Source organism: Candidatus Poribacteria bacterium (assembly GCA_026702755.1).
In the GTDB taxonomy this organism is placed as follows: Bacteria; Poribacteria; WGA-4E; order WGA-4E; family WGA-3G; genus WGA-3G.
This window is the reverse complement of record JAPPBX010000120.1, coordinates 13,322-40,257: the sequence shown is the minus strand read 5'-3', so window position 1 is coordinate 40,257 and position 26,936 is coordinate 13,322. Positions and strand designations below refer to the sequence as shown.

The following is a 26,936-nucleotide window of genomic DNA, read 5'->3' as shown; positions in this document are numbered from 1 at the left end:
TAAGCGCGCCTGCCGCTACGACAGGAGAAAAACATGAAACAACATCTCTTATGTAATACATTGAAAATCTGCATCCATCTCTTACTCATTTTAACTATTGTCCTCGTAATAGGGTGTGGTGAGAAAGAGAATAGGGACATTATTGAAGCGCGAGCCGCTATCGTTCGAGCGGATTATACCGCTGCAGAAGCAGCCGTTCAAAGAACAGACGCTGGAAATCAGGAGGCACAACACCTGAAGGCTTTCCTACAAAATCGGACGCGCACCGAAGCGGAAAGCTGGCACGAAGCGATTGCAGCATCAAACGCTTATCTTGATACATTGACTGCGGACATCCTTGCTATCTCATTACAGGAAGATCCAGATTCTGACGAGCTTGATCGACAAGAAAGACTCGTCCGCTCACAACACTCTATCTCTGGACTCTTCGCCGTATCGCTTGCGCAAGCCGTCGAAAAACGCGCAGAACTACTCCCTGAACTCATAGCATACACAGATGCTGCTGTCGTTACAGGGCTTTTAGCCGCAGAAAAATGCTATCAACCGGAAGCACGCGCAGCTGTCGCAGACCTTACCGCAAAACTCGGAAATGGGGAAGCAGTTGTTGAACTATTGCGGCAGGCAATACAACATAAGGATACAGCAATACAAAAAGAGGCGATACGCCACCTCGGTGCGATGCGGAACCCCGAACTCATTCCGGTCTTTGAAGAAGTACTCGCTAACATTGGAAACGCACCGGAGGTCGCGTATAGGGCAATCGTTGCGCTTGAGCAATCGATGAGGGCAGTCTCCGACCCTGCATCTATTGTGCCGGGACTCCAACTCGCTCTCAGAAACAACAGCGCGCAGGTTCGGATGCACGCCGCAAAACTACTCGGAAGCATCCAAGCGGAAAACGCTATCCCCGATCTTATCAGATTGCTCGCAGATCCAAACAGTTATGTCAAAAATACAGCCATAGATGCGCTCAATCGTATCGGGGAACCCGCCACTGCGCCGCTACTTGAAATATTGGACACGAAAGCGCGAAACCTCATCCCCGATGAGGATACCGGCTTCACCACAGAATACCAATACATCGCAAGTGCTTATATTGACGGTTTGTGGATGAAAAAATATAGGATTGGAACCTTATCCGCCGCGATTCAAGCACTCGGGTTGCTTAAATCGGAGGATGGAGTAGAGCCACTGATAGACGAGCTAGCAAACGAAGAGTTGCAAGATAAAGCGTTGGCGGCACTCGTCGAGATGCGCGGTGTTGCTGTTCTACCGATGATTGACGCGCTCAAAAACGGGACAGATGAAATTCGGGTCAAGGTCGCTGATGCGCTCGGGCAAATCGGTGACCGGCGCGCAATTGTTCCACTGATTGAGGCATTGGACAGCGATCCATATAAAGAGGTAAAGGCAATTGCAGCCGTTGGGCTCGGTAATATGCGGGCACGTGGTGAGAATAACAGGACAGTCATCGCTCTTACGAACGCACTCTCTTATGACGATACCACAGCGACGCAAGCAGCGGAAGCACTTGGAAAAATCAACGTATCTACAGAAGATGCCGTCCAAAAGTTGATTATCATGGCAATGGACAAACAGATGCGTGAAACTGTGCGTACCGCCGCTATTGAGGCACTCTGGCAACTCAAACCTGAACAAGCGACACAATCGATGCTACTTCTGATGTTCAGTGACGAAACCAGCCCTGTCATACGTTCCAACGCTGTCAAGGTACTGAGTCGAATCCAAGCCACTGAAAGCATTCCAGTGTTAATCTGGGTATTGTCTACACAGTTTGACGAAATCTCAGACTTTCAGCGGCACATGAAACGTGAGTATAAAACGCTTGATGCCCTCCGAACACAGGTCGATTCCTTCCAGATCCAGTGGACCCCTGACTATCCGCGTGCAAACTACCGGACATGGGGTGAACTCAAACCGATCCCAAGTCTCGTGCGGAGTGAAGTCGCACGCGCACTCGGTATCATCAAAGGCGATACTGTGATAGAACCCCTCGTTCGCGCACTTGAGGACGACGGACGGGCAACGGTGCGACAAAGTGCCGCATGGGCACTCGGTGAAGTCAAGGGTGATGCCACAATTGACCCCCTTGTTACTGCTTTGAAGAAAGATAAGCAAGGTGCTGTCCGACAGGAAGCCGCTATTGCTCTTGGGAAAATAAAAGGGCAAAAGGTTGTGGATCCGCTGTTAGATGTCCTACGTAGCGATAAGTATGAAACAACCCGCCTCCAGGCAGCAGTCGCACTCAGAGAGATTCAAGCCGGGGATAAAGGGCTTGTTGACATCGTTAAAAAGGGCTTAGGAAGTTTTGATGATGGATACGAAGTGCAATCTGTTCAAGCTCAGGTTATCGGTGCATTAATCAAAGATGGAAACATCCCAACAGCGGAATTTGCGCTCAATGCTCTTAAATCTGCAGATGATGAGTGGACTCGATGGGCACTCGTTCATATTCTCGGGGCGACTGCGAAAAAAGTCGCTGTTGATGCGATGCTCGAAGAATTGAAACATCCGAGTTATGTCGTCCGAAGGCGTGCTGCAGAATCGTTAGGTGGCTTTAAAGAACGCAAGGCAGTTGAACCCTTAATAGCCGTTCTTGAAAACAGAGATGAAATGAAATCCATTCGTGCCGCGGCAGCGTTTTCGCTTGGAGCCCTTAAAGATGAACGTGCCTCTGCACCACTGCTGGCTGCACTTGAGGACGAAAACGCTGAGATTCGATTGCAAGCAGCGGCTGCCCTTGGGAAACTTAAGGATGCAAAAGCCGTTTCTAAACTGATAACCATGGTTGAAAACCCTTTGGAAACGGATGCAGTCCGAAACACAGCAGTTGCAGTATTAGGAAACATTGGTGTCACCACTAATAAAGAAATCGAAGCTGTGTTGCTTCGCGCTTTAGACAGCCGAATCGGAAACATCTCGAAAAATGCTATTGTTGCTCTGGGTAAACTCGAAAGCAAAGCGGCAATACCTAAACTCATCGCTATTTTGGAAGACAAGCGGATAGTTATGGATACGGGTACAGCAGCATTAGCGAACGCTTCCGCACGGACAAAAGCCGCAATAGCACTGGGGGAAATTGGTGGTACACGCGCAGCGGAAGCCGTCGGGAGACGACTTGTTGACGACACTGAATATATTGTCGCCCTTGAGGACGCTGTAAACAGAAAAGCCATTGGTGCAGACGATTTGAAACGGAACTGGAGTTGGGAGGTCTTTGTCAACGCCGCTAAAAAACTCGACCTACCGGCGTTTGTCGCACCAAAAATGGCTGCCCGAGCTGAAGATGAATGGGAAGATGTCGCTGTCAAAAATGCTGCAATGGTTGCCTTGGGCAGGTGTGATACAGATGACTTCACTTTGGACATCTCACAACTTAAACAACGATTAGCCGATCCGAATGTGGATACCCGAAAAGCCACAGCACTTAGCATTGGGCAAGCTGGAATCAGTGAACTCATACCAGAACTCGTTCAGATGATGAAGGGTGAAACCGAAGTCAATAAGGATGTCCGTCGAGCAGCAACTCAAGGGCTTGGTGAATTGACAGACATTACAACAACTGACGCACTTATCGAAGTGATGAACAACGATGACAATCATGTGGAGATTCGTCGCGATGCATCGCGCGCATTGGGCAAGATTGGAACAGACAAGGCGGTCAACGCGTTGGTAGCAAAATTAACCGCGTTGTATGAAGCCAAAGTCACAAGAGGCTTCCAACTTGATGCTATCAAAGCACTCGGTGAGGCGAAAAACGCCAACGCAGTGTCCCTCCTGGAATTGATTCTTCAAGACCAGGATGCAGAAATTCACTTCCAAGCAGCAGCAGCACTTTTTGAAATTACAGGCAAAAGCTACGGCTATAACCGGACCTAACGTAAAATGGCTATCGGAAGCTGTCGGAAACCTTCAGCAGTCAGTAACGCGTGTGGCAATTGCGAACATTTTACTTACCACAACGCTCTCTTGACTGACCGCTGACGACTGACAACTGACCGCTATTAAAAGGAGATTTTTATGGCTTTTTTTGAACTACGACAGTATAGAACGAAACCCGGTCAACACGAAAACTGGGTGGAATACATGGAAGAAACGATCCTCCCGTTCCAGATTTCTAAAGGGATGGTTGTGATTGGTAGTTTTATCGGTGAAGAAGAGGACGATCTTTACGTCTGGATTCGCCGTTTTGAGAGTGAAGCGCAGCGAGAACAACTCTACGCAGCCGTTTATGAAGATGACCGGTGGGTAAACGAAATCTCACCGCGCGTCGGCGAACTGATCGACAGAGAACAAATCGTTGTTACACGGCTTGAACCCACTTCGCGCTCGGCACATCAGTAAGACAGAGACTACGGCACACGGCGTGTGCCTGCTACCTTTAACGGAGGTGTCTTAATGGGCCCCGAAGAAAAATACCTATTCGACTTATGGGGATATGTCAACATCGAAAACGTTTTGGGGGCAGACGAACTCTCGGAACTGAACGCCCTCATCGATGCCCAAGACTATCCAGCTCCAGTAGACGATGATGTCTATTCACAGAGATTTGGTGGCTTCTTGAATTGGGAGAACGACGCGTTTCGGAAACTCCTTAATCACCCGCGTATCATGCCATTTTTAGCAGAGATTGTCGGTCCAAAATTTCGGTTGGATCACGTCTACGGCATCTTAATGATAGAAGGCAATCCGGGCGGGACACTCCACGGCGGTGGTACACCTTATGACCCAGCGCAGTATTATGTCTTCCGAAATGATCGGATGTATAATGGGTTAACTGTCGCCTCGTGGGCACTAACCGATATGCTTCCGGAGCATGGCGGTTTCTGTTGTATCCCCGGCAGCCACAAGAGCAACTACCCGTGTCCGTCGCAGTTCCGACCGGTGGTAGACAACAAAACTTGTATGGCACCGGTGCATCAGAAAGCCGGAGATGTCGTCATCTTCACGGAGGCATTGACACACGGCACGCTCCCGTGGATTGCATCGCACGAGCGACGCTCGATTTTGTTCAAGTATTCACCAGGGCACGCCTCATGGGGTCAAGGCAGATACGACGACGAACTTCGCAACCTGATGTCGGACGAAGACCAGAAATTAATGTTGGAACCGCCTTACGTTGCAAACCGCAAACAGGTCGTTTAAAGCGTAGGTCGAGTTACAAGAAAAATCTTCCAATTTTTTGATGGCGAGGTTGAAAACCTCGCCTACTCATTGCTGACGGTTTCCGACAGCCAAACTCTACCAATCCGCTACGCTGCCATCGGTGTCATAATAGTACTCGCCGCCGAGTTCTTCAGGGTAGGTATCAAGCGTTTGTTCCGCTTCCTTTTCGTCAATCTCAAAGCCAAGTCCGGGTTTTGTTGGCAATTCAATGTGTCCGTCTGTAACCTGCCAATCCTCGGTGAATAGACCGTCCCCTAACCCGGCGTCAATCTGTTCTTGGATCAGGAAATTCGGCACAACGGCATCGACGTGAAGGGAAGCAGAAAAGGCAACCGGTCCAATCGCACAATGCGGAGCGATATGCATATAATAAATCTCCGCCGTGTTCGCAATCTTTTTCAGTTCAGTAATGCCACCAGTGTGTGAAGTATCGGGCTGTAGGTAAGCGACCGCTTGTTTCTCAAAAATCTCGCGAAACCCCCAACGGGTGAGCAGCCGTTCTCCCGTCGCAATCGGAAACGGCACATGGTCGGATACCAGTTTGAGCGCGTCAACATTTTCCTGCGGAATAGGTTCCTCGACAAACATCGGACGCATCCCTTTAAGTTCATGGCAAATCTCAACCGCAAGAGCAGGTGTCATCTTACCGTGGAAATCAAAGGCGAGTTCAACGTCAGGACCGACCCACTCGCGCATAAGATAGGCGCGTTCTACAAATTCATCAATCACCGAGGGAGGTTCATGTCCACGCCACTTGCCGCCGGGACCGCTCTTAAATGCTGTGTAACCGCCTTTCTGTTGTAAGAATTCAAGGCGTTCTTTGGCAGCCGCTTTGCCTTCGTCCGTTAAACTGCCGATGCCCCAGTGTGCATAGACGCGGATACGGTCTCGCACAGCACCCCCTAAGAGGTGGTAGGCAGGCACATTGTAATATTTACCAGCGATGTCCCACAACGCCTGATCAATACCGGACAAGGCAGACATGAGGATATTCCCACTTCGGAAAAAGGCAGAGCGATAAACGTGCTGCCAGTGGTGTTCAATACGTAACGGATCTTTACCAATAAAATAGTCGGCAAGTTCTTCAACAGCCGCCCAAGTACTTTTGGGTTTACCTTCAAGCGTAGTTTCTCCCCATCCGACAATACCGGTGTCCGTTGTAATTTTCACAAGGCGCATCCGGCGACGTGGGTAGAATTGTTCAATCGTAGCAATTTTCATTCTTTTAACTATGGCCTCCTGGTCACCGCTCCATTTCATTACGCGGTGGTTTCTGATTAGGTTTCAACTCTGTTTGGTAATTTTGATGTTTCTTTTTTGGTAGCCTCACAACCCGTAGCTCGTAATGAAATTATGCCTTAAATGGCATAATTTTGCTTCGCAGTGAGAATGCTTTACATTTGGAGAACGGATCTACGGAGAGGCACTTTATAAGTAAAACCCACCTGACCGAACCGCAAGGAAAAATTAAAAATATGTCCTCACAACCGAATATTCTTTTCATGATCGCCGACGACCATCGGTGGGATGCCATTGGCGGCATGGGCGACCCGACCGTGAAAACACCGACCCTGGATTCACTCATGACGCGTGGAACGACTTTTCGCCAAACACACATCATGGGTTCCCTCGTTGGCGCGGTCTGTGTACCAAGCCGCGCGGCTGTCCTTACCAGCGCGAACCTGTTCCGTAGCGGTGGAAACCAGCTTAACCCCGATTTGGCGGTTTGGCCACAGGTCATGCGCGAGGCGGGGTATCATACATTTTTTAGCGGCAAATGGCACAACGACCGACAAACGTTTACCAATAGTTTCGATGAGGGTGCTAAGATCTTCTTTGGTGGCATGAGCGATCAATATAAAGTACCCGTTTTCGATTTCGATCCGACAGGAAAATATCCGAATGACGACAGGTACATTGGAGAAAAGTTTTCTACAGAATTGTTTACAGATGCCGCCGTGCAATTTATAGAAAACTACGACGAAACGGATCCATTTTTCCTCTACCTCTCATTTACTTCACCACACGATCCGAGAACAGCACCTGGAGAATACGCGACGATGTATCCACCAGAGGATATACCTGTCCCGGAAAACTTCGTTCCAGAACACCCATTCGACAATGGCGAAATGCGTATCCGAGACGAAGTATTAGCACCATTCCCACGCACCCCTGAGATCGTTCAACAACACATCGCCGATTATTACGGGATGATTACCCACATGGATGCTGAAATGGGGCGCGTGCTCAGCACATTGGAAGCCACCGGACAGCTCAATAACACGATAGTCATCTACACCGCCGACCACGGACTCGCTGTCGGACAACACGGTCTGCTCGGCAAACAGAATCTCTACAACCACAGCATTCGCGTCCCATCGATATTCGCGGGTCCAGGAGTTCCAGAAGGCGTAACAGTCGATGCACTGACCTATCTGTACGATGTCTTTCCCACTGTCTGCGACCTGACCAATGTTGAATGCCCAGATACGACTGAAGGAAAGAGTTTAGCCCCACTGATGGAAGGCTGTGTAGACCGGGTCCGAGCGACAGTCTTCGCGGCGTATAGAGACATCCATCGCACTATCAGCGATGGACGTTGGAAACTCATCCGCTATTATATCTCCAAAGAAACGGGTAAAGGTACAGATTGCATTCAACTTTTCGATTTAGTTGAGGATCCTTGGGAGACAACAAACCTTGCCGATCTACCTGAGCATGCTGACCGCATTCGGTCTCTTGCTGCAGATATGCAAATGTGGCAAATCGAGACGGACGATTTCATGAAAGACACGCCGGTATTGCCAACGTAAGATGTATATTGATTGGAAAAAGAGGATGGAAAAAAGGAAGAATGGAAAGATGGAGTGCTTCCATTCTTTCACGCTTCCATCCTTCCAGTCAAACTCTTCCATCCTTCCGCCCTTCCCATTTTTCTTTTACCTTAGCCTTAACCTACCTAAAAAGTTCACCCTGGCCAATTCTAATTAACCGTGCAGCCTGTTCTGCTGTGTCAGCGATCAACCGCGACGCGTCTCCGACGGCCTCTTCAAGAGACATCGGCTCTTGGACGATGCCTAACATTGCATCAATACCTGCGTCGTAAACCGCCTCAGCCCCTTCAGCGATGCCGCCAGCAATCGCAATGACAGGGATATTACGTGCCTTCGCGACCTTTGCAACCCCAACAGGTGTTTTCCCAAACGCTGTCTGAAAGTCCAGTTGCCCTTCACCCGTGAAAACAACGGACGCACCTTTCACCCGTTCTTCAAGGTTAACGGCATCAATCATAATATCAACACCGAGTTGCAATTCCGCGTTGAGAAATGCCATCAACCCTGCACCTAACCCACCAGCCGCGCCCGCGCCCGGAACATCATTGAAGGACTTTCCGAGAGTCCGCGTCAAGACGGAGTCAAAATGTGCGAGATGTTGATCCAAGGTTTCAATCATTTCAGGCGTAGCACCCTTCTGCGGTCCATAAACGTGCGATGCACCATCGGGACCGGTCAAAGGGTTGTTGACATCACACGCGACGACTGTTTCGGTTTCAGCGATAGCGGGGTGTAAACCCGTTATATCTATCGACGCTAACTGTCCAAGCCCTGCCCCACCGCGCGGAATCTGCGCGCCGTCGGCATCCAGTAATCGTACACCGAGTGCCTCCGCCATTCCGGCACCACCGTCGTTTGTAGCACTCCCACCGATACCGATGATTAAGCGTCTGCATCCTGCTTCCAAAGCAGCGCGGATAAGTTGTCCAGTGCCGTAGGTCGTCGTGCGAAGTGGATTACGTTTATCCGCTGGAACAAGTGTGAGACCGGAGGCAGATGCCATCTCAATGACAGCGGTTTCTTCACCTGCAAGGATACCGAATTGCGCGTCAACCTCGTTTTCGAGAGGCGCAACCACACGATGTGTTTGAATATGCCCACCGGTGGCATCAACGAGCGACTGCACCGTCCCTTCGCCACCGTCCGCCATCGGAATTTTTTCAATAACGGCATCGGGAAACACGCGACGGAGTCCCTGCTCGATTGCATACGCGGCTTCAAGCGCACTCACGCTCCCCTTGAATGAATCAGGCGCAACTATAATCTTCATAACCGAAAGTCTATCACAAGCACAGCGATTTGTCAAGTTCAGTTCTTCAGTAAGACGGATTCCTGGATCCCGACGCTCTACCTAAAACGGAGAGTTAAATGGACTTGGAAACTGAAAAATTGCTTGACATCCGAGGCACTTTTGTGCCAAAATCTAACATAATCTTGGAGGTAAGAAAAATGGATTGGCAACTGGAAACGAGTGTCTCTGACGAGCAGGTCGAATTTTACAACGAAAATGGGTATATTACATTTGGACGCATCTTCACGAAAGAGGAGTTGGATACACTCCGAGACTACGTGGACGAGATGATTGAGAATCTGCCGGAAGGTAGACGTCCAGAACAGATGGATGTACCGCATTTCGAGCATCCCTTTTTGTTCAAATACCTGACGCATCCACGGGTGTTGAAAGTCATCGAACGGTTTATCGGACCGGATATTGTCCTCTGGTCGAGCCATTTCATCAGCAAACGGGAACACGATGGCATGGCAGTTCCATGGCACCAAGACGGTGTTTACTGGGGTAAGTCTCTTGATCCGATGCACGTTATCACAATGTGGTTAGCCGTGGATGAATCGAAGGTTGAAAACGGTTGTATGCGCGTCATCGCCGGCAGCCACAGATTACGTGATCGTCGCTATGAAGAGGTTGATCGCACAAATAATCTCTTCGGAAGCGAAGTTGTGGAGGCAGACCTCGATACATCAAAAGTGGTCAATTTGGAATTGGAAGTCGGTGAGTCTCATTTTCACGATGCGTGGACCATCCACAACTCCAGCCCGAACGTCTCACAGAAACGGCGATGTGGCTATACAATGCGCTACATGCCTGCGAATGTTCGTTATCCGGGTGCGGAGTGGCGGCGCAAGCACCATATTTATCTGCTGCAAGGTGAAGATAGGACAGACGGTTTTAATACATACGCACCTGTCCCGGAATTTTAATCTCTTCCGAAAGGATAACCTATGTACCCGTATTTTGATGTACACTGTCATATCGGCATGACGGTATCACGCGCACCGACTGTGGGTCAGAGTGTCGGACGCTGTCTCGCGCGGATGGCTTCCGCCAACGTTATCGGGGCGATTCCGTGCCCAACAGGCGGCTCCCCACAGGCACGTGGCGTTCTGGATACACGCGCGCAACACGAGACAATCGCCAATGCATGCAGGCTGTATCCAGAACGCTTTCCGATTGGACTTGGGATGGCCGAAGTTCGACACGAGCAGGCAGGCTGTGACGAATTAGATAGAGCCATGCAGGAAGATGGCTTAGTCGGATTTATGTGCCATCCGGGACTCTCTGGACATTCACTCGGTGGTGAACTCTACGGATTCTTGGAAGTGGTAGCGATGCACAATGGACTATGTCTACTCCATCAGGCAGGTTCCACTCAAAATATTGCTGCTTACGCCCGAAGGTTCCCGTCAATAACGTTTATCATCGGGCATGTTTCAATGAACAAAGCGGGGCATCTTGATGCTATCGAGCAGTGTGGAAAACAGGAGAATATCTGGTTTGATGTCGCGCAAAAACCGGAAGGCGCAGATGCAAGTTGGGATCTCGTGCATCTCGTCAATAATCTCAACAAAGATAGAATTATGTTCGGCAGCGATCTGCCGTACTACGATTTTCGGCTCGTCCAAGCACAGATCGAATCTGCACAGATTGACGATCAAACGAAGGAACAGATCGCCTACCAGAACGCAGTACGATTGGTTCAGCAATTCCGCGCGGACTGGGTGCCAACGCTAACACCGCTAACGCCGCCGCAAGTTTATTCGGAGTCTGAGATGTGGGATGCGAACGGTGCCAGATTACGGTAACCCGTAGGAGCGATCTCCGAATCGCGATGCAATAGTTACTTAACAATTTCGACAGCGCGGATCCGACGGTGAAGAACGAAGATACAGAGGGCTATCAGGGCAACTTGGGTGAGGAGTGCCCAGACCCAATGCACGGCATAGTTACGTGAAACGGCAAATAGGGCTGTGCCGAGAATATCGTAGTTCGCCCAAATAGACACTAAAGCCACTTTGCTGGTGCGTGTAATGACTTTGAGGATTTCATAGATAACAGGCGTACCGAACCACACAGCGCAGAAGCCTATTATGGCATAGCGAGAGTTTGAGGTGAGCGATGAAAACACCAACATCAACAGGCTGGAAACGAGGATGATAATTATGGAATAGGCGATGATTGAAAAAGGCATCCAATAATTCTCTTTTAGAAAGGAGGTATCGGTTAACAGCACGTGTTCAAGAAACAACAAAAGCCCTGGGATCAGTGTAAGACAGCTAAGCAATATACCCATGACAGCAAATTTCCCTATAAGGTAATCGATCCATGAAATCGGTTTGGATAGATAAAGGGAGAGCGTGTTGTTCTTCAGATCCGTGGCGATTAACCCGGACCCCCCAAAAACAGCAATCAGTGCGATGAAAAGTGAGGCGTTAAATAGGAAATTTTTGAAAAATACAACGTCAATGTTGATTGGAAGCACGGAACCTGGAAACTGATTAACGATATAGATAATTACGGCGTGAGCCAAGATGTAGATTACGGGCGGAATAGCAACGATGAGTCGGACAATTTTGCGTTGTGCAAGCAGTTTCAGTTCTGCTTTTGCAATAATCCACCAGCGTGTATAATGGCTGGGGTTGAGTTTTCCTTCCCAATGTCGGTAGTCCTGCGTGTGAATAGGCATATTTTTTTAGTAGTTTTCAGTGGTCAGTTTTCAGTTAGGAGGTGTTTTTGCTTGGGCGTTTCCCCTCGTCTAACAGAATCCTCTTGTAACCGATAATTGACAACCATCTTAATACTTGTAGATGGCGGTTCTTTCTAAGGTATCCGAGAAGGGCCCCTGTTTTTCCGTCTGGATTTCAACGGTGATGATCCCTAAAGGTGTATCGCGCTCTGGATCTTCCTCTATTAAGTAGCGTGGAATCTCTGCGGTCATGAGCCGATCGAGTCGATTGAGTTCCTGAGACCAACGGAGATCAATGAGTCGTCCATCGTAGACCTTTTTATGTTGCACCCCATTGCGCATGGAGTAAACTTGGGCACTGGTGGTAAAGTCCGCCTCAGAGATCGTACTCACGCCGACACTTGGGCTGAGAATGCTTTGGTTCCATATCAGCGGTATTCCATTTTTGTCAACCAGATAAATCCGTAGATCGATCCTGTCAACGCGCGGGTCCGATTGAAGTTGGATGCCCTCAAAATTCTGAATCACGCCGCTCCCACACGAAAACATAGCAAGAACGCAGATACCAACGAACGCGATTCTCTGACCTTTTAGTATAAACTTGCGAGGCAAGTTAAAACGAAACACGTTAATTCTCCTCTTTCACATTTTTTAAGGGCAGCTTGCAGATTTCCTATAGAAACCCACTTCACCTGTTTATTATACCGTTTTTAGGGGACAGATGTCAATCTAAAATCCGCTTTGTATCTTTTTCTAAAGGTGATATAATGATACCTATGACCCCCACTAAAATTCTAATCGGTTCAGAAAACAAAGTAAAAATTGAGAGTGCGAGACGAAGTTTTTCAAAATTTTTCAAACCTGTGGAGATCAAGGGATTACGTGTCGATTCTGGCGTTTCCGTCCAGCCTTTTAATGAAGACACATTCACAGGTGCCAAGAACCGTGCGGAACACGCAAAACGGATCAACGATGAACAGTGCCTCAATGCTGACTTTTTTGTCGGCATTGAAGGTGGAGTCCTTCAATTGCACAAAAGGTGGTTCCAATTTACCGTCATCCATATACTGGATTCGCAGCACCGAGACAGTTTCAGCACGAGTGGATTGTACGAATTGCCTGACTGGATCGTAGAGAAATTTTTGGCAGGTATCGAATTAGCACACATTATTGATGAACTCGCGAAAGATACCAACACAAAAGAGAAACAGAGTGCCAGCGGATTCTTTACAAACGGAGAAATAGATAGACTCCAAAATTACACGCAAGCAATAACTTTTGCTTTAATCCCTTTCCTTCAGGACAGCCTCTATTTTCAGCGAAAGTAGATTGGATCTCGCCATATAAAACTTCGGAGGAACCCCATGAAAGCTGCAGTATTATACGAAACCGACACGCATTTAAAAATTGAAGAGTTTGACCTACCGCGTCCAAGTGCGAATCAGGTACGGGTGCGATTGGTAGCGAGTGGTGTCTGTCATTCCGATTGGCATGTCGTTAAGGGGGATTGGCCCTTCGTCAGGTTACCTGTTATCCTGGGACATGAAGGTGCTGGTGTTGTAGAAGAGATCGGAAGCGATGTAACTCAAGTGGAAGTCGGCGATCATGTTATCCTTTCATGGAAACGGAACTGTGGATACTGTGAGATGTGTCAGAAAGGATATCCGAATTTGTGTGCGCTTCCCGCTGACGGATCAGGCAAACCGGCTATAAAATCGAGTGGACGAGAGATAGACCAGATGTCCGGATTAGGAACGTTCGGGACTGAGACGCTTGTCCCACAGGATGCAGTTGTTCCTATCGATAAGGACATGCCGTTTGCCCAAGCCGCGCTCATCGGGTGTGGCGTAATGACGGGTGTTGGTGCGGCTATCAATACAGCACAAGTCGCGCCCGGCAGTTCAGTCGCTGTCTTCGGATGCGGTGGGGTCGGACTCAATTGCATCCAAGGTGCTGCCCTTTCTGGCGGCGAACCGATTATCGCAGTCGATGTACTCGACAACAAACTTGAACTCGGTAGGCAGTTCGGTGCCACCCACACCGTTAACGCCGCCAAAGCAGACCCCGTAGAACAGATTAGGGAAATTACGAATGGACGTGGTGTCCATTATGCGTTTGAGGCAATCGGGTTGATCGGTGAAACATTCCGGCAAGCGATTCTCTGCACACGGAGCAGAGGTCTGACGGTTTTCGTCGGACACGCACCCGAGAACACCCCTGTCGAATTCGACGCACGGATGCTGATGCCGGAGAAAATGGTTATCGGTTCGATGTATGGAACCGCGCGCCCACATGTGGACTTCCCGCGTTTGGTCTCGCTCTATAAAGGCGGACAACTCAAACTGGACGAACTCGTCACGCGCACCTATCCCCTGGAAGGGATTAACGATGCATTTGAGGCTTTGGCAAAAGGTGAAGTCGCACGGAGTGTGCTTGATTTGACTTAACAAGGAGACATCATGCGAACTTTCAGACAAGCCGTTATTTATATCCTAATGCTGCTTGTTGTTATTGCATCAATCACAAACGGTGTCGGACTGTCTGGTTTTGAAGCCGTAATAATAATTTACGGAGGTTTCTTCTTATTGATTCTTGACGAGGCACTCAGTTTCTTAAAAGAGAAACTATAAGGACAGCGACGCTTCAAACCGAACTAAAAGGGACGGCACAGAAGCACCGCCCCTGTAGAAAAATTACAAAACGAGTCTTGCTTAATTCTTTTAGAAATCTTCAGTTGGCGGTGCAGGATCAATAATGACTTCTGGATTTTCAGGGGGAACTACAGGTTCATCAGTTTCACGCATCTCAACCCGGATTGTTGTTGCTCCATCCTTGCGGTTGTAAATTTCAATCCATTGGGGTAATCCATTCCCAACCGGCTCAGGCTTAACAGGCTTCATGTTGATATTCCAACCTGTCTGCAGAGTGCCATCTGAAATAGCTGATAACTGCTCATCCTTTGTCTTCATTGGATCGGTAAGAAGCTTAAAATCAATCTGACGAGACATTATGAGACTCTTTACAGAGAATATATTTTGTGCATCGTGCTGTTTGCCATGCGCCCAAGTCTTTTCATCCACATTGCTCATTGTGTCAATAACCCTTTCAGTTGTTGCATCGGGGTTCACACCAGAGGTGAATCGAATTTGCCAATCCTGGAGGTTGATTCGACTTTTGGTCGTATTGTAAAGCTTAATTAAGACAACTTTTTTAATCTGGATAATTGATTCGTCTGGAAAAGGTTGCGGTGTCAATCGAAATATAAACTCTTCATCTTTACCATCCACGCCCGCTACTTCTGCTACGAGTTCAGTTTTGATCTCGCGAAGGACAAGTGCCTTGGGATGAATGGAAGAATTTGCTGGTTTCAGCAGTGCAATTGTACCACCCTTAGTAGCAACTTCAAGTGTCCCAGTCTCTCCTGCAGATACAGATAGAGCATTGACGAATTCAACAACTTTGTCGGCGGTTAGCCCTAAATCCTTAGATAGGTCTAACGTTAGCACACCATCACCATCAATATGTGGATGCGTCAACGGGATGTCTTTTGTTATAGAATTCTCCAGTGCCTGCTGTGCGAAAACCGATGTGGAAAAGGATAAACTCGCGATCAGCAACATCACAAAACTAATTGTCGAAAACGTGATTTTCGTTCTCATAATATAGATTCCCTCCAAAAGATAATAACTCTACACTTTATTGTGAATCCGAATCCTCTGATTCATCGTCTTCAAAACGTTTCAGATATTCAATAGCCGTTTCTAAAATCGCAATGTTGTCTTTGAATCTACCTAAACCGGTGTTGCAACTATCACAGATCCACTCGCGTCCTTCTCCTGTGTCGTGGTCGTGATCAGCAACAATCTTTGCAGTTACGTCTACAATTGTCCGTTTCTCACAGATGGGGCATATAAAAACCGTTTGATCCGACGGTCGTCTTGCATTCATCTTCCTCCGCTCTGATGTCGGCATTTTTTCTCCCTCAATAACTTTCCGACAGTTTTTACAACTTGGGCGTGTGGTAGGTCTTCCGCTGGCATTGGTTTGATTTCTGTCAAACTCATCTTTTGGTTTGAGAATGTGACAGACGTTGCAAATTTTGACCGAGTACTCCTCTCCAGTTTCACCAATATTTATAACTTGAAGAGAATTAAATGGTGCTATTACGACCTCATTTCTCCCAATGAAATAGACCTGTACACCTTTTTCACAAATTGAATTGATTATCCCAACGGAATTCACAACAATTCCATTGATAGGTTGTGTTGCAATAACAAAATCATCTATTTTCATAGCATTTCTAAGTTTAGTGCTTCTATACGTTTTTTTGCGATGGCAATGTACTCTTCGGAAATGTCAACCCCCATAAATCTGCGTCTGTGTATGAGTGCCATTTTTCCTGTTGTGCCACTTCCACACATAGGGTCAAACACAAGATCTCCTGGATTTGTCCAAGACAAAATGTGATCTTCCGCTAACCCTTCGGGGAAAACGGCTGGATGTTTGAAAGCTATCCTATCGCTTGTAGTGCCTCCAAGACCGACAGCATAGGACCAAATGTTAGTACGTGTCTTTTCCTTTTTCAGCTCCTTGAGCGTCTTTTTGTTTATACCATCAGATTTTTTGTTATAGACAAGCATTTCTGGTCCATGTCTGGCTGTTTCGACCTTTAACGGATTAAAGGTATTTGGCCTCCCTTTTGATAACACGAACATAAATTCATAGCAGTTCGTGTAGGCATTACTTCGCATAAAAGGCGTGTTTTTCTTCTGATAAATCATAACGTCGTGCATTTGGAAACCAATTTCTTGGAAAAACAGACCTTGCCGGAAACTGGTAAGTGAGCGACCTTTTTTAATTTTATCGCCAACTACCCAAACAATAATTCCACCCGACTTTGTCACCCTATACAACTGCCTTGCAATATTCTCAAAATCAAACGAATAACCTTTATAATCCCGTAAATTATCGTAAGGCGGAGAAGTCACAGTCAAATCAACGACTCCTTCATCCATACGACTCATAAATTCAACGCAATCCGCAACGAAAAATCCGTCTTTTATCGCCATTTTTTCCTCCATAAAAATTGGGTTGACATTTTATGGCGAGCAGTTTAAAATAAGAATGCCGACACAAAATGACCAAATTTACTCAGTTCATTTGGTTGGTATGGGGCGACCCACATCGCCCCTCTTTTAATATTTCACACCTCTTCCACTTTTTTGTCAAGAAAAAAGAGACATTTTACTTTCTATATTTTAACGCAGAAACTATGCAAGAATACGCTCCATACGCTGGCGAATCCATGCTTTGTGCTCAGGATGTGTGTGAATATAGAAGGTGCTGTTCTGGATAGCGTTATAGACATGCTCGGCTACTTCTGCGGGGGACATCCCCGCCTCCATCTCGGCGCGGACGTTTCGAGAACCACCGATGGTTTCTTGACGTGGGAGCGTTTCCACTTTTGGATTTTGTAATGTGTCCGGACGGTTTCGGGCGGAATCCAGAATACCTGTGCGGACCCATCCCGGGCAAAGTACATGTACCTGAATATTAGCACCTTTCTGTGCCAATTCATCGGCGAGGGTTTCGGAAAGCGCGACGACACCATGTTTGCTTACCTTATAGATGCCTTCGCCGCTCCCACCTACCAACCCCAAAATAGAAGCCGTATTTACGATATGGCACGCGTCCCCTTGTGTAAGCATACGTGGCACAAATGCCCGGATACCGTGAATTACGCCCCACAGGTTAACGCCCAACACCCATTCCCAATCGGCAAGGGTATGCTCCCAGATAGGACGACTACAGACAACACCAGCATTGTTGCAGAGGATATGCACCGCGCCGAAAGTGTCCAGCGTTTGCACCGCAAGGTTTTCGACCTCGGCGGCGTTTGAGACATCCGTCCTGACGGTGAGAACAGTTGCCCCGTTAGTTTTTAAGTCCGCTTCAAGTTCGGCTAACGCTTGGTCTTCAACATCAGCGATGACGACCCTCATACCTTCTGCTGCGAACCGTTCCGCCAGTCCGCGCCCGATGCCGCTTGCTGCGCCAGTGATAACAGCAACCTTTTGCATGACGTTCAAATCTCCTATTGACGTTGCTGAAGGATTAGCGTTTCCTTTTCCATCAGGACTTACGCAAATTGAGAAAGTATCGGACATTCAGACGCAAAAAATCGGTAATTTCTGTATTTTTAACCCCCTAAATCCCCCTTATCAGGGGGACTTTAAGAGGAATGCGTAAGTCCTATCCATGTTACATAGGATAGCACGTCATCATACAATTGGCAACACATTTGTAGGAGGGATCTCCGAATCCCGACCCTCCAACCCTAATTCCGCTAAACGCTTGAAAAGTGCATCCAAGCAGATGTATAGGTGAAAGTTGTATCGTACGGAGAATATACCCAATGCTTTGGACGCTGATTCGACATGAACTCTTAATGAATTTAATGACGTTCCGCTTTTTGGTTACGGTTATTGCATCTATGTCTCTTGTGCTTGCGGGGAGCATCGTCTTAACGGACAATTATGAGCGGAGACTCGCGAGTTATAATGAAGATTTCCAAAAACACCAAGAAGGTAACTTTAGCGGAAGAACGTATTCATCTTTCATGCCGTCCCTCGACAGAGCCCCCAACCCACTGAGCCTTTTTAATCAGGGACTTGACAAGCGGGTGAAAAACTCGCTCCAAATCAAGATTGGAGAGGTCCCATTCTTATGGGGTAATGTCAGTCGTCACACAGGCTTCAGTAACCCTTTCCGCTATCTGCTTTCCGATATAGATTTGGTATCCGTCTTTCAAATCCTTTTTAGCCTTCTCGCTCTGGTTTTCGCGTACGATGCAATCGCTGGCGACCGCGAGAATGGCACCTTACGTCTAATCCTTGTCAACCCGGTCGGACGCGGATTGATTGTATTGTCAAAGTATTTAGGTGCCATGCTATGCCTGACCCTTCCATTACTGATAAGTTTCCTGTTAGCATTGCTGGTGCAACTACAATCTAATGCCATTCATTATGATGCGGATGACTTCCTCCGGATTGGCGGTATCCTTCTCACAACAGTCATCTATACCTCTACGTTCTATCTCATCGGATTGTTTATCTCCAGCGTGATTCACCGCACAGCGACCTCCCTTATCGTTTCAATGTTTATTTGGGTGGCGTTGACCCTGCTCTATCCAAATGTAAGTCTGTTCCTCGTCAATCGCTTCATTGATACGGAAGAGAGGGTAAGACAAGCGGATCAAGCAATTGAACAGATCCTGGAACAATTTTACTGGAATGAAAAAGCACCTGGGGATCCGTTTAAGAACCCGTCGTTACTAAAGGGCAGCGAGTCAGGTGCTGGGAGTTCCAGTTACACGCATTTAAAGAAAAATATTACGTTCATCCCAGATGCATCGGAGATCTATGTCCCCACTGTTAAAGCCTATTTCCAAGAACTAACATCCGGTCGGATTCGGACTGCTGGCATAGTCTGGCGGATACGCGAGAAAGCCTTTTCTGAAACCTATATTCGTAAATCAAGTATCGCCCGAAACGCGCTCCGATTTTCACCGGCAGGCTTATATCACCTCTCAACAGAAGCGTGGGCAGGTACAGGGTTGGCGAGAATGCAAGACTTTTTTGAAGCAGGACGACACTATCGGGAAACAATATTGGACTATTTCTACGATAAAAAGGCGTTCGGTTCACGGCAATGGTTTGCGAGTGATAAAGGGGTCGTCCGATGGGATGATGTCCCACGATTCTCTTATCAACCACCGAGTGTATTTGAGGATACCAGGAACCGGGCACTCCGCGACCTATTTCTACTGTTCCTTTTGAATCCAATGCTATTTATGATTACCTTCGCGGTTTTCAGTCGGCAGGAGGTCTGAGATGCTCTGGCATATTGTGAAACGAGAATTATTTGAGCAAGTAAACAGCCTCCGTTTCGCACTCGCGATGCTGCTCATAGTTTTTCTAATGCTCGTTAACGCCGTAGGGCACATTGACGAATATAAAACACGCCAAGTAGAATATGGACGGAAGGTTTCAGCTTACTCAGCAAGACTTGAGCAGAACAGCAGTAACCTCTATAAACTCGTTTTGAATGGTCCGGGTGAACTTCACAAGAAACCTTCACCACTCTCTTTCTGTGCACACGGCAGTGAAAATAATCTGCCGAAATTCGCATCAGGAAAAAGCGCAGGATGGGGAAGGAACCCGGTTATAAACGGGAACACCTACAACGTCTCCGGTATCTGGCGACTGAAATATAGTGGATTCCCACCCATAAAAGCGAAAGATATTTTCCCGGTGTTCTTAAAAATCGACTGGATTCTCATTATCTCCAATGTTCTAAGTTTTCTCGCGCTCGTCTTTACATTTGACGCGATTTCTGGTGAAGTGGAACATGGTACCCTCCGATTAACGTTATCCAATTCTGTTGCGCGTCGGACGGTACTCACTGGTAAATTTTTAAGCTGTCTTATTAGTCTCGGTACTGTTTTTATGAGCGGTGTGTTGATTAATCTCCTGTTACTATATCTCTCTGGAACGCTTCAACTCAATGCCCAAGAATGGAGCAGAATCAGCGGTATTTTCGTCGTGGGTTTAATGTATATCTCTGTCTTTATCGCCTTAGGGTTTCTCATATCCACGCTCGTTAATAACGCTTCAACAAGCCTTGTAATTCTGCTACTGATATGGGTAATTTGGGTTATTCTCGTGCCGTCAATGCTTGGCACAATCATGAGTGGGTTGAACCAGCCATCAATCCGTCGGGGTCCGAGCCCAGTATATTTCAGACGTAGTGGACTCCAAGAACGCTACATAGCACGCGGATTAGAAGATGAAGCTCCTACGCGTGAACGTCCACCGACACCCGCAACACTACTCTGGGCTGAGTTTCTAAACGAGGAGGCAAGAGAAAGCGCAAAATTACACAGAGCATACTTAAACGCACAAATAAACCAGATTCAGATTGCGAGAGAGTTCAATCGTATCTCACCGACAGCAATTGCCCAATACGCGATTGAATCTCTCGCCGGAACGGGGTTTCAAAGACATCTGAATTTCTTAGAAAACGTCGAGCGTTATGCCGATGCCTTCAATGATTTTCTCATCTCTGCCGATCGCGCGGATCCAGACAGTCCACACGTTCCTTTCGTCAGGGAAGGTATGTCTGATAAACCCGTCTCTTTTGAAAGCGTTCCCAAATTTCAGGATCAAGTACGTTTAGGAGAAGCATTCAAAGGCGCGATCCTGGACGTGACGCTGTTGTTGCTCTTTTTTATAGCGTTATTTGCGGCGGCACATGTCTTATTTCAGCGCAAAGAGATATAAACTCAACAACACGCGTGCTTATACTGAAAGTCGGCGAAGAATATTATGCGTGATGCGTTCAACCATGGGATCACCACCGGCTAACCCGTGCGACCAGTCGGTTGTGGCAGCCGTAAAGACGGTCCCACCTTGTGTATAGATACCCATCGTTGCGGCACCGGTTCTCCCTCTTTCCCAATGTTCGTACCATTCACAATCATCAGGATGCCAACGGACGGGAGCCGTCGCAAGGATTGTGAAACTGTCAGGTGTGCCGTCGTTATAGGTCGGGACCGGCAAGCCATCTACAAGGGTCCACTCACATCCGTCGCATTCGTAGCCGACAATGGTATTTTCTCCACCAAAGGCATCATTTCGCGCGAGGTTTGTTCCTTCAAATACCCAATGTTCTGGACGATGGACCGTATATTCCCCGGCACCATCCATAAACTGTCCATGACTCAAGTGATAACCGCCTTGAAGGAAACCGACACCAGTCAGTTCGTTTTCAGGACGACCTACCAGATAGTGGCTCCATAGTGTACTGAGGGTACTATAATCATCAGTCTTGTAGACTGGATCTTGATTGTAGGTCTGTTTCCAGCAGACGAGTGCTCTGCCGTTATCTTCAGAGCGGACCTGCCAGCAGACGGAATTTCCACTAAAAAAGGCAGCGTTCCCACCATTTGCGATAAACGCCTCAAGACTATCGCGCATCGGAGCAGACCAGTATTCATCATGCCCGACACTCAAGACGAGTTTGTAATGTTCCAACATTTCAGGGTGAAATTCTAAATCGGAGTTCGCAGCGTAATCAAGCGTATACCCGTTCTGCTCCGCCCAGACAACAAAAGCGGATTCCCAATTACTGAAGATGCCGCGAGTGGGTCGGTCAAACGAGACGCGATTCCCCTGTATCTTACTTGCGCCATGATACCCATAAAGACTGAAGCCACCCCAGTTGTTGTAGGCGTTATAGGTATTGGTAGAGAGTTGAAGTAGTATTGGGGTATTCTCTCCCGGTTTCGCGGGACGGACAATAAAAAATAGCGTGCTTTCAGCAGTGCGATGGTTCCGATAGACAACGTCACCCCCACCGTCTGTTGCCCGGAGCGTCCCTTCATAGTAACCGCTCTGCCATGTTTCAGGGACTTCAAGCGTAAAGATAGGGGACCATCCACATCCCTGCGATGACGCATCTGCGGGAATCGGTTGTGCTTCACCGGGAAGTCCATCTTGATGCCAAACGACCTCGCGCGTCGCACCGATACGAGCAATCTCAAGTGAGTAATTTTCTGCACTCGTTGAGATATGGAACGCAATCTCCTCACCGGGTGCATAACTGAGTTGGTGGGTGTATCCATCAATATACAACGGTCTGATCTGGTTTTCGGTCTGCGTTAAAGTTGCCATTATGCGTCCTCCTTTGATGCATAGGGTATCATTTTCTAACCGAAATGTCAACTGTGTTGCCGTGTTCAGCGGCGGTGATTGTAATAAATTGTTTGACAACATCGCGATTTGTGGATATACTTAAGAATGCAATATAAATCCTTATTTAAACGCTTAACACCTGTTTTTCACGCATCTTACGGAAAAGGAGAAACACCGATGGCAATCCATGAAAAAGAGGAGCACATCCCTTCTGCTCCTACAGACGCGTCAATATTTTACCCTGAAGAAGATGGAGAACCGATGGCAGTGAGCGATCTTCACAGACGAATCCTCATGCGGACGTTACAAGTCTTTGACGAATATTTCAAACAAGATCCGGGTGCTTATGTCTCCGGCGATATACTCATGTATTATGTGGAGGGTGACCCGCGTAAATCGGTTTCACCCGATGTGCTGGTTGCCTTCGGCTTAGGCAAGAAACCCCGAGGGAACTATCTCGTCTGGGTAGAGGGCAAGGTCCCCGATTTCGCGATGGAGTTTTCCAGCAAAAACACATATCAAAACGACTTAGGGCACAAGATGGAACTTTATGCTTCATTGGGCATCCAAGACTACTTCTTATGTGACATAGAGGGGTTATATTTGCCATCGCCGCTGATGGGTTTTACCTTGGTTGATGGTGTATACGTCCCAATTTCTGCAAATGTGGATGGTGGGCTGCATTCCCCTGCCCTGAATTTAGATTTCCATATTGGTGATGTGGGACGTTGGCTGCATTCCCCTGTCCCGAATTTAGATTTCCCTGCCGATGTTATGGGTTTAGGTATTTACGATCCAGTTGGTGATGCTTGGCTCCAGACACCTGCCGAGTCAGCATTAGCACAAGCGGAATTAGCGTCAGCACGTGCAGAGAACGCAGAAGCACGCGCAGAAACCGCAGAAACACGCGCAGAGAACGCAGAAGCACGCGCAGAAACCGCAGAAACACGCGCAGAGCAGGAGGCCATCGCGCGACAGGAGGCGGAAGCGGAGAACGCACGACTCCAAGCGGAACTCACACGCTTACAAGCAAGGAGCAGCTAACGGATGAGTACCAATCAAGAACGGTTAACGCCACTATCGCCTGAACAGATGGATCAGTGGGAAAATGATGGATACTTACTACTGAAAAACGTTGTTCCGGAATCTGCCATCAACGGTGTGCGGGATAGTTTTGCTGGTGTCGTAGATGGCATAATTCGCGAGTTGAAAGCGGATGGGATCATCGAAGATGAAGGATCAGAACTTCCTTTTGAAACGCGATTCGTGCAGGTCGCCGGTGAACATGCCAACCGCTTTGGTCGTTCTTGGCGTAACCAAGTTGCGACATCTGAAATTTTCGAGCTGCACCACGCGCCGCGCCTCGTGGATGCAATCGGGCAACTCACAGGCACAGATGTCATCGGACATCCGGTTTTCAATGCGCGTCCGAAACTCCCCGGTCAGCAATTGACCGTCGTCCCGTGGCATCAGGACAGCGGCTACTTTGGCACAGTCAGCGAAACTTCGCTCATTCCGACTGCATGGATACCATTGGTACCAGTCGATGAGACGAATGGCTGTCTACAAGTGGTCGCAGGCTCACATCGATTAGGTGTCGTCAACCATCACACAGAAGAACGGGAAGGGAAATTTCTTGAGGTAATGGACGAACTTATCGAGGACTCTTGTGTCGTGACGTGTCCTATGGAATTAGGGGATGCCTTAGTGTTCCACAACCTGACACTTCACCGCTCGTTACCACATACTACCAGCCAGATCGTCCGTTGGGCGATTGACATTCGCTATCTCCGTGACGGTGATCACCCAGGCACAATTTACTGGCAGGATCCCGATTTCAAGTGGGTCATCCGTAGCGAAACACAACCCGTGACACCCTTCACGCAATGGGTCGAAATGTGGTAACACCCGCAATATAACAGCAGCTAACGCTGGAACAACAGTCTATTATAGCATATGAAACGTGTGCCTTTCCAAACTTTATGTGATGAATTTTATAGTGTGCTCGCAACTGTCGGATTTACCGACGAGCGAGCGATGTTATGTGCAAGGCTATTCGCCGAGAATCAGCGCGACGGCGTGTACTCCCACGGACTCAATCGTTTTCCTGGATTCGTTGCTGGACTGGAGAGCAAACAGATCGATTTCCGTGCGCAACCAGAGAAAACCGAGGGTTTCGGTGCATTAGAACGGTGGGATGGCAAGATGGGAGTAGGACTTGTCAACGCCCATTTCTGCATGCAACGGGCAACAGAACTCGCTGAAATACACGGCATTGGATGTGTCGGGCTTTCAAATACGAATCACTGGATGCGCGGCGGTGCTTACGCGCTACAAGCCGCGGAAGCCGGGTACATCGGGATATGCTGGACCAACACGACGCGACTCATGCCGCCGTGGGGTTCTGCCGAAAAAAAGATTGGAAACAATCCCATGGCGATTGGTATTCCAAGAGAAGGTGGACACATTCTGCTGGACATGGCGATGAGTCAATACTCAAACGGAAAATTGGAAGTGCTCAAGCTGCAAGGGAAACAACTCCCCTTACCGGGTGGTTACAACACGAAGGGTGAACTAACGGTTGAACCCGGAGAAATTCTTGATTCTGCCAGGGCACTCCCTATCGGTTACTGGAAGGGATCAGGCTTGGCACTGGTGCTCGATACGATGGCATCCGTCATCTCAGGCGGACGAGCGACACACGAAATCGGAAAGCAAGGCTCGGAATATGCCGTTTCTCAGGTGTATATTGCGATTAACGCCTCTGGAATGATGGGACAAGCAGCGTTAGACGAAACGGTGGCGGCAATCATTGACGATTTCCACACGGCAACTCCATTAGATGAAGATGAGAGTGTCAGGTATCCGGGAGAAGGTATGCTACGGACACGACAGGAAAGCCTTGAAAAAGGGGTACTTGTGGACGAGGCGCAATGGCAGGAATTGCTGGAGATGAACAGGAACGGGACAGGATAAATTGCTTGCACTCTTTTTCCATCAGCGTATAATACACTTTAACACAGAACCCGCATACGCCCTAAATTAGCACGCACAAACTGGATTCAGGAGAAACTCATGACATTACGGGCAGGAATTGTCGGTTGCGGCGGGATTAGCCGGAGCCACGCCGGCGCACACGCGAACTTAGAGGGAGTCGATCTGGTCGCAATGTGCGATATAAACCGTGATGCGCTTAACGCTCGCGCCGACGAATACAATGTCCCAAACCGATACGCCGACTATGAAGAGATGTTCGCACGCGAAGCCTTGGATATCGTGAGCGTGTGTACGCATGCCCCCTTACATGCTCCGATAGCGATTGCAGCCGCAAAAGAGGGTATCCACGTTTTATGTGAGAAGCCGCTATCTGTTGATTTAGAAACGGCAGACCAAATGCTCGCGGCATGTCGTGAAGCGGGCGTGCACTTGGCAGTCAGTCATCAATTCCGATTCACACCGCTCTTTCGGCACGCGAAATCCCTCATCAATGCGGGTAAAATCGGTGAACTTCGTTCAATTCGCGAAGTCGGCAAAGGACGCGAAGCTGGATTCGAGTTGATGGAGATGGGGGTGCACTATTTTGATGAGATGGATTTCTTCTTGGACGGCATCTCTTGGATCCAGGCACATATCACATATCAGGGACACGATGTAACGGAAACGGATATTATGCACAGCAGCGAGTTGTGCAAAACGGATCGACGCGACAACGGCATCGTTGCGGGAGACACAATGCTCGTGCACATCGGAGGTGGAAACGGTGCCTACGGTATCATGGAACTCTACTGCCGCGAACCCAGACACGGATGGATGATGGGACCACACCTACTCGGTTCGGAGGGGCAATTGATGATAAAACCGAATCCAGACACGGGTATAGATGAAATGTGGCACTGTCCGTTCGATGTGTCTTTTGCAGCACATACACCCGCGTGGGAACAGATAGAACTTGACGCATCAGCGTTTCTGATCTCTGGAAAAGCGTGGCAGTCCCGCCACACGATTTGGAGTGCGAAAAATATGCGAGATGCGATTCTTAACAAAAGTCAACCAGAACTCGGCGGACGCAACGCGCTTACCTCGCTTGAGTGCGTGAGCGCGACATACGTTTCGCATTTCAGCGGAACAAAGGTGCAACTGCCGCTAAAGGAGCGGAGCCATCCGCTTGTAATTTCATAGCA

Annotated in this window: 24 protein-coding genes and 1 pseudogene; 15 read left to right on the top strand and 10 right to left on the bottom strand. The window is 48.2% G+C overall.

The window, feature by feature from the left end:
* The first annotated feature begins 33 nt into the window (after positions 1–33).
* The 3 genes from OXH39_23955 (at position 34) to OXH39_23945 (ending at position 5,166) form a co-directional block, all read left to right on the top strand.
* Positions 34–3,900, top strand: coding sequence for a HEAT repeat domain-containing protein (locus tag OXH39_23955; GenBank protein MCY3553523.1), 3,867 nt, complete (start codon positions 34–36; stop codon positions 3,898–3,900).
* Positions 3,901–4,041: 141 nt separating this feature from the next.
* Positions 4,042–4,365: an NIPSNAP family protein gene (locus OXH39_23950; GenBank protein ID MCY3553522.1), complete on the top strand. Its 324-nt coding sequence runs from the start codon at positions 4,042–4,044 to the stop codon at positions 4,363–4,365.
* 54 nt (positions 4,366–4,419) lie between these two features.
* A complete protein-coding gene (locus OXH39_23945) occupies positions 4,420–5,166 on the top strand; it encodes a phytanoyl-CoA dioxygenase family protein (GenBank protein ID MCY3553521.1) in 747 nt (248 codons plus the stop codon).
* Between the two features lie 96 nt (positions 5,167–5,262).
* On the opposite strand, the gene dgoD is transcribed toward OXH39_23945, so the two are convergent.
* Entirely contained in the window at positions 5,263–6,408 is a 1,146-nt protein-coding gene (gene dgoD / locus OXH39_23940) for a galactonate dehydratase (protein ID MCY3553520.1), read from the bottom strand.
* A 254-nt stretch (positions 6,409–6,662) separates the two neighbouring features.
* Here dgoD and OXH39_23935 point away from each other — a divergent pair, with 254 nt between their 5' ends.
* Positions 6,663–8,000 (top strand): sulfatase-like hydrolase/transferase, encoded by a 1,338-nt coding sequence (locus tag OXH39_23935; GenBank protein ID MCY3553519.1) that lies wholly within the window; start codon positions 6,663–6,665, stop codon positions 7,998–8,000.
* 142 nt (positions 8,001–8,142) lie between these two features.
* On the opposite strand, the gene OXH39_23930 is transcribed toward OXH39_23935, so the two are convergent.
* Positions 8,143–9,291, bottom strand: coding sequence for a glycerate kinase (locus OXH39_23930; GenBank protein ID MCY3553518.1), 1,149 nt, complete (start codon positions 9,289–9,291; stop codon positions 8,143–8,145).
* A gap of 98 nt (positions 9,292–9,389) precedes the next feature.
* Here OXH39_23930 and OXH39_23925 point away from each other — a divergent pair, with 98 nt between their 5' ends.
* Positions 9,390–10,238 carry a phytanoyl-CoA dioxygenase family protein gene (locus OXH39_23925; GenBank protein MCY3553517.1) on the top strand — a complete coding sequence of 283 codons (849 nt, stop codon included), beginning with the start codon at positions 9,390–9,392 and terminating at the stop codon, positions 10,236–10,238.
* A gap of 21 nt (positions 10,239–10,259) precedes the next feature.
* Positions 10,260–11,120, top strand: a complete 861-nt coding sequence (locus tag OXH39_23920; GenBank protein MCY3553516.1) for an amidohydrolase family protein — start codon at positions 10,260–10,262, stop codon at positions 11,118–11,120.
* Positions 11,121–11,155: 35 nt separating this feature from the next.
* Here OXH39_23920 and OXH39_23915 read toward each other — a convergent pair whose 3' ends face one another.
* Positions 11,156–12,001, bottom strand: coding sequence for an ABC transporter permease subunit (locus tag OXH39_23915; protein MCY3553515.1), 846 nt, complete (start codon positions 11,999–12,001; stop codon positions 11,156–11,158).
* A gap of 108 nt (positions 12,002–12,109) precedes the next feature.
* Positions 12,110–12,628: a hypothetical protein gene (locus OXH39_23910; GenBank protein ID MCY3553514.1), complete on the bottom strand. Its 519-nt coding sequence runs from the start codon at positions 12,626–12,628 to the stop codon at positions 12,110–12,112.
* A gap of 149 nt (positions 12,629–12,777) precedes the next feature.
* Between OXH39_23910 and yjjX the strand changes: the two genes are divergently transcribed.
* From yjjX to OXH39_23895, 3 genes are read left to right on the top strand one after another with little or no spacing between them, the layout of a single operon-like run.
* Complete coding sequence (gene yjjX / locus OXH39_23905; GenBank protein MCY3553513.1) at positions 12,778–13,329, top strand: inosine/xanthosine triphosphatase; 552 nt, start codon at positions 12,778–12,780, stop codon at positions 13,327–13,329.
* A gap of 36 nt (positions 13,330–13,365) precedes the next feature.
* The gene (locus tag OXH39_23900) at positions 13,366–14,448 is read left to right on the top strand and encodes a Zn-dependent alcohol dehydrogenase (GenBank protein ID MCY3553512.1); all 1,083 of its coding nucleotides are present in this window, start codon (positions 13,366–13,368) and stop codon (positions 14,446–14,448) included.
* A gap of 12 nt (positions 14,449–14,460) precedes the next feature.
* The gene (locus OXH39_23895) at positions 14,461–14,631 is read left to right on the top strand and encodes a hypothetical protein (GenBank protein ID MCY3553511.1); all 171 of its coding nucleotides are present in this window, start codon (positions 14,461–14,463) and stop codon (positions 14,629–14,631) included.
* A 90-nt stretch (positions 14,632–14,721) separates the two neighbouring features.
* Here the strand turns inward: OXH39_23895 and OXH39_23890 are convergent, their stop codons facing one another.
* From OXH39_23890 to OXH39_23870, 5 genes and pseudogenes are all read right to left on the bottom strand, one after another.
* Entirely contained in the window at positions 14,722–15,660 is a 939-nt protein-coding gene (locus tag OXH39_23890; GenBank protein ID MCY3553510.1) for a hypothetical protein, read from the bottom strand.
* A gap of 37 nt (positions 15,661–15,697) precedes the next feature.
* Positions 15,698–15,949 carry an endonuclease VII domain-containing protein gene (locus OXH39_23885; protein ID MCY3553509.1) on the bottom strand — a complete coding sequence of 84 codons (252 nt, stop codon included), beginning with the start codon at positions 15,947–15,949 and terminating at the stop codon, positions 15,698–15,700.
* A 42-nt stretch (positions 15,950–15,991) separates the two neighbouring features.
* Positions 15,992–16,294: pseudogene (locus OXH39_23880) on the bottom strand (Hpy99I family type II restriction endonuclease).
* Complete coding sequence (locus OXH39_23875) at positions 16,291–17,070, bottom strand: site-specific DNA-methyltransferase (protein MCY3553508.1); 780 nt, start codon at positions 17,068–17,070, stop codon at positions 16,291–16,293. The pseudogene OXH39_23880 and the gene OXH39_23875 overlap by 4 nt, the downstream one beginning before the upstream one ends.
* 201 nt (positions 17,071–17,271) lie before the next feature.
* Positions 17,272–18,081: an SDR family NAD(P)-dependent oxidoreductase gene (locus tag OXH39_23870; GenBank protein MCY3553507.1), complete on the bottom strand. Its 810-nt coding sequence runs from the start codon at positions 18,079–18,081 to the stop codon at positions 17,272–17,274.
* A 335-nt stretch (positions 18,082–18,416) separates the two neighbouring features.
* Between OXH39_23870 and OXH39_23865 the strand changes: the two genes are divergently transcribed.
* Positions 18,417–19,892 (top strand): ABC transporter permease subunit, encoded by a 1,476-nt coding sequence (locus tag OXH39_23865; GenBank protein MCY3553506.1) that lies wholly within the window; start codon positions 18,417–18,419, stop codon positions 19,890–19,892.
* A gap of 1 nt (position 19,893) precedes the next feature.
* Positions 19,894–21,342, top strand: coding sequence for an ABC transporter permease subunit (locus OXH39_23860; protein MCY3553505.1), 1,449 nt, complete (start codon positions 19,894–19,896; stop codon positions 21,340–21,342).
* 18 nt (positions 21,343–21,360) lie between these two features.
* Here OXH39_23860 and OXH39_23855 read toward each other — a convergent pair whose 3' ends face one another.
* On the bottom strand, positions 21,361–22,734 hold the full coding sequence (locus OXH39_23855) for a hypothetical protein (GenBank protein ID MCY3553504.1): 1,374 nt from the start codon (positions 22,732–22,734) through the stop codon (positions 21,361–21,363).
* 198 nt (positions 22,735–22,932) lie between these two features.
* Here OXH39_23855 and OXH39_23850 point away from each other — a divergent pair, with 198 nt between their 5' ends.
* From OXH39_23850 to OXH39_23835, 4 genes are all read left to right on the top strand, one after another.
* On the top strand, positions 22,933–23,799 hold the full coding sequence (locus OXH39_23850) for a Uma2 family endonuclease (protein ID MCY3553503.1): 867 nt from the start codon (positions 22,933–22,935) through the stop codon (positions 23,797–23,799).
* Between the two features lie 3 nt (positions 23,800–23,802).
* Positions 23,803–24,660 carry a phytanoyl-CoA dioxygenase family protein gene (locus tag OXH39_23845; GenBank protein ID MCY3553502.1) on the top strand — a complete coding sequence of 286 codons (858 nt, stop codon included), beginning with the start codon at positions 23,803–23,805 and terminating at the stop codon, positions 24,658–24,660.
* A 51-nt stretch (positions 24,661–24,711) separates the two neighbouring features.
* The gene (gene yiaK / locus OXH39_23840; GenBank protein ID MCY3553501.1) at positions 24,712–25,731 is read left to right on the top strand and encodes a 3-dehydro-L-gulonate 2-dehydrogenase; all 1,020 of its coding nucleotides are present in this window, start codon (positions 24,712–24,714) and stop codon (positions 25,729–25,731) included.
* A 99-nt stretch (positions 25,732–25,830) separates the two neighbouring features.
* Positions 25,831–26,934 carry a Gfo/Idh/MocA family oxidoreductase gene (locus OXH39_23835; GenBank protein ID MCY3553500.1) on the top strand — a complete coding sequence of 368 codons (1,104 nt, stop codon included), beginning with the start codon at positions 25,831–25,833 and terminating at the stop codon, positions 26,932–26,934.
* Positions 26,935–26,936 lie beyond the last annotated feature (2 nt).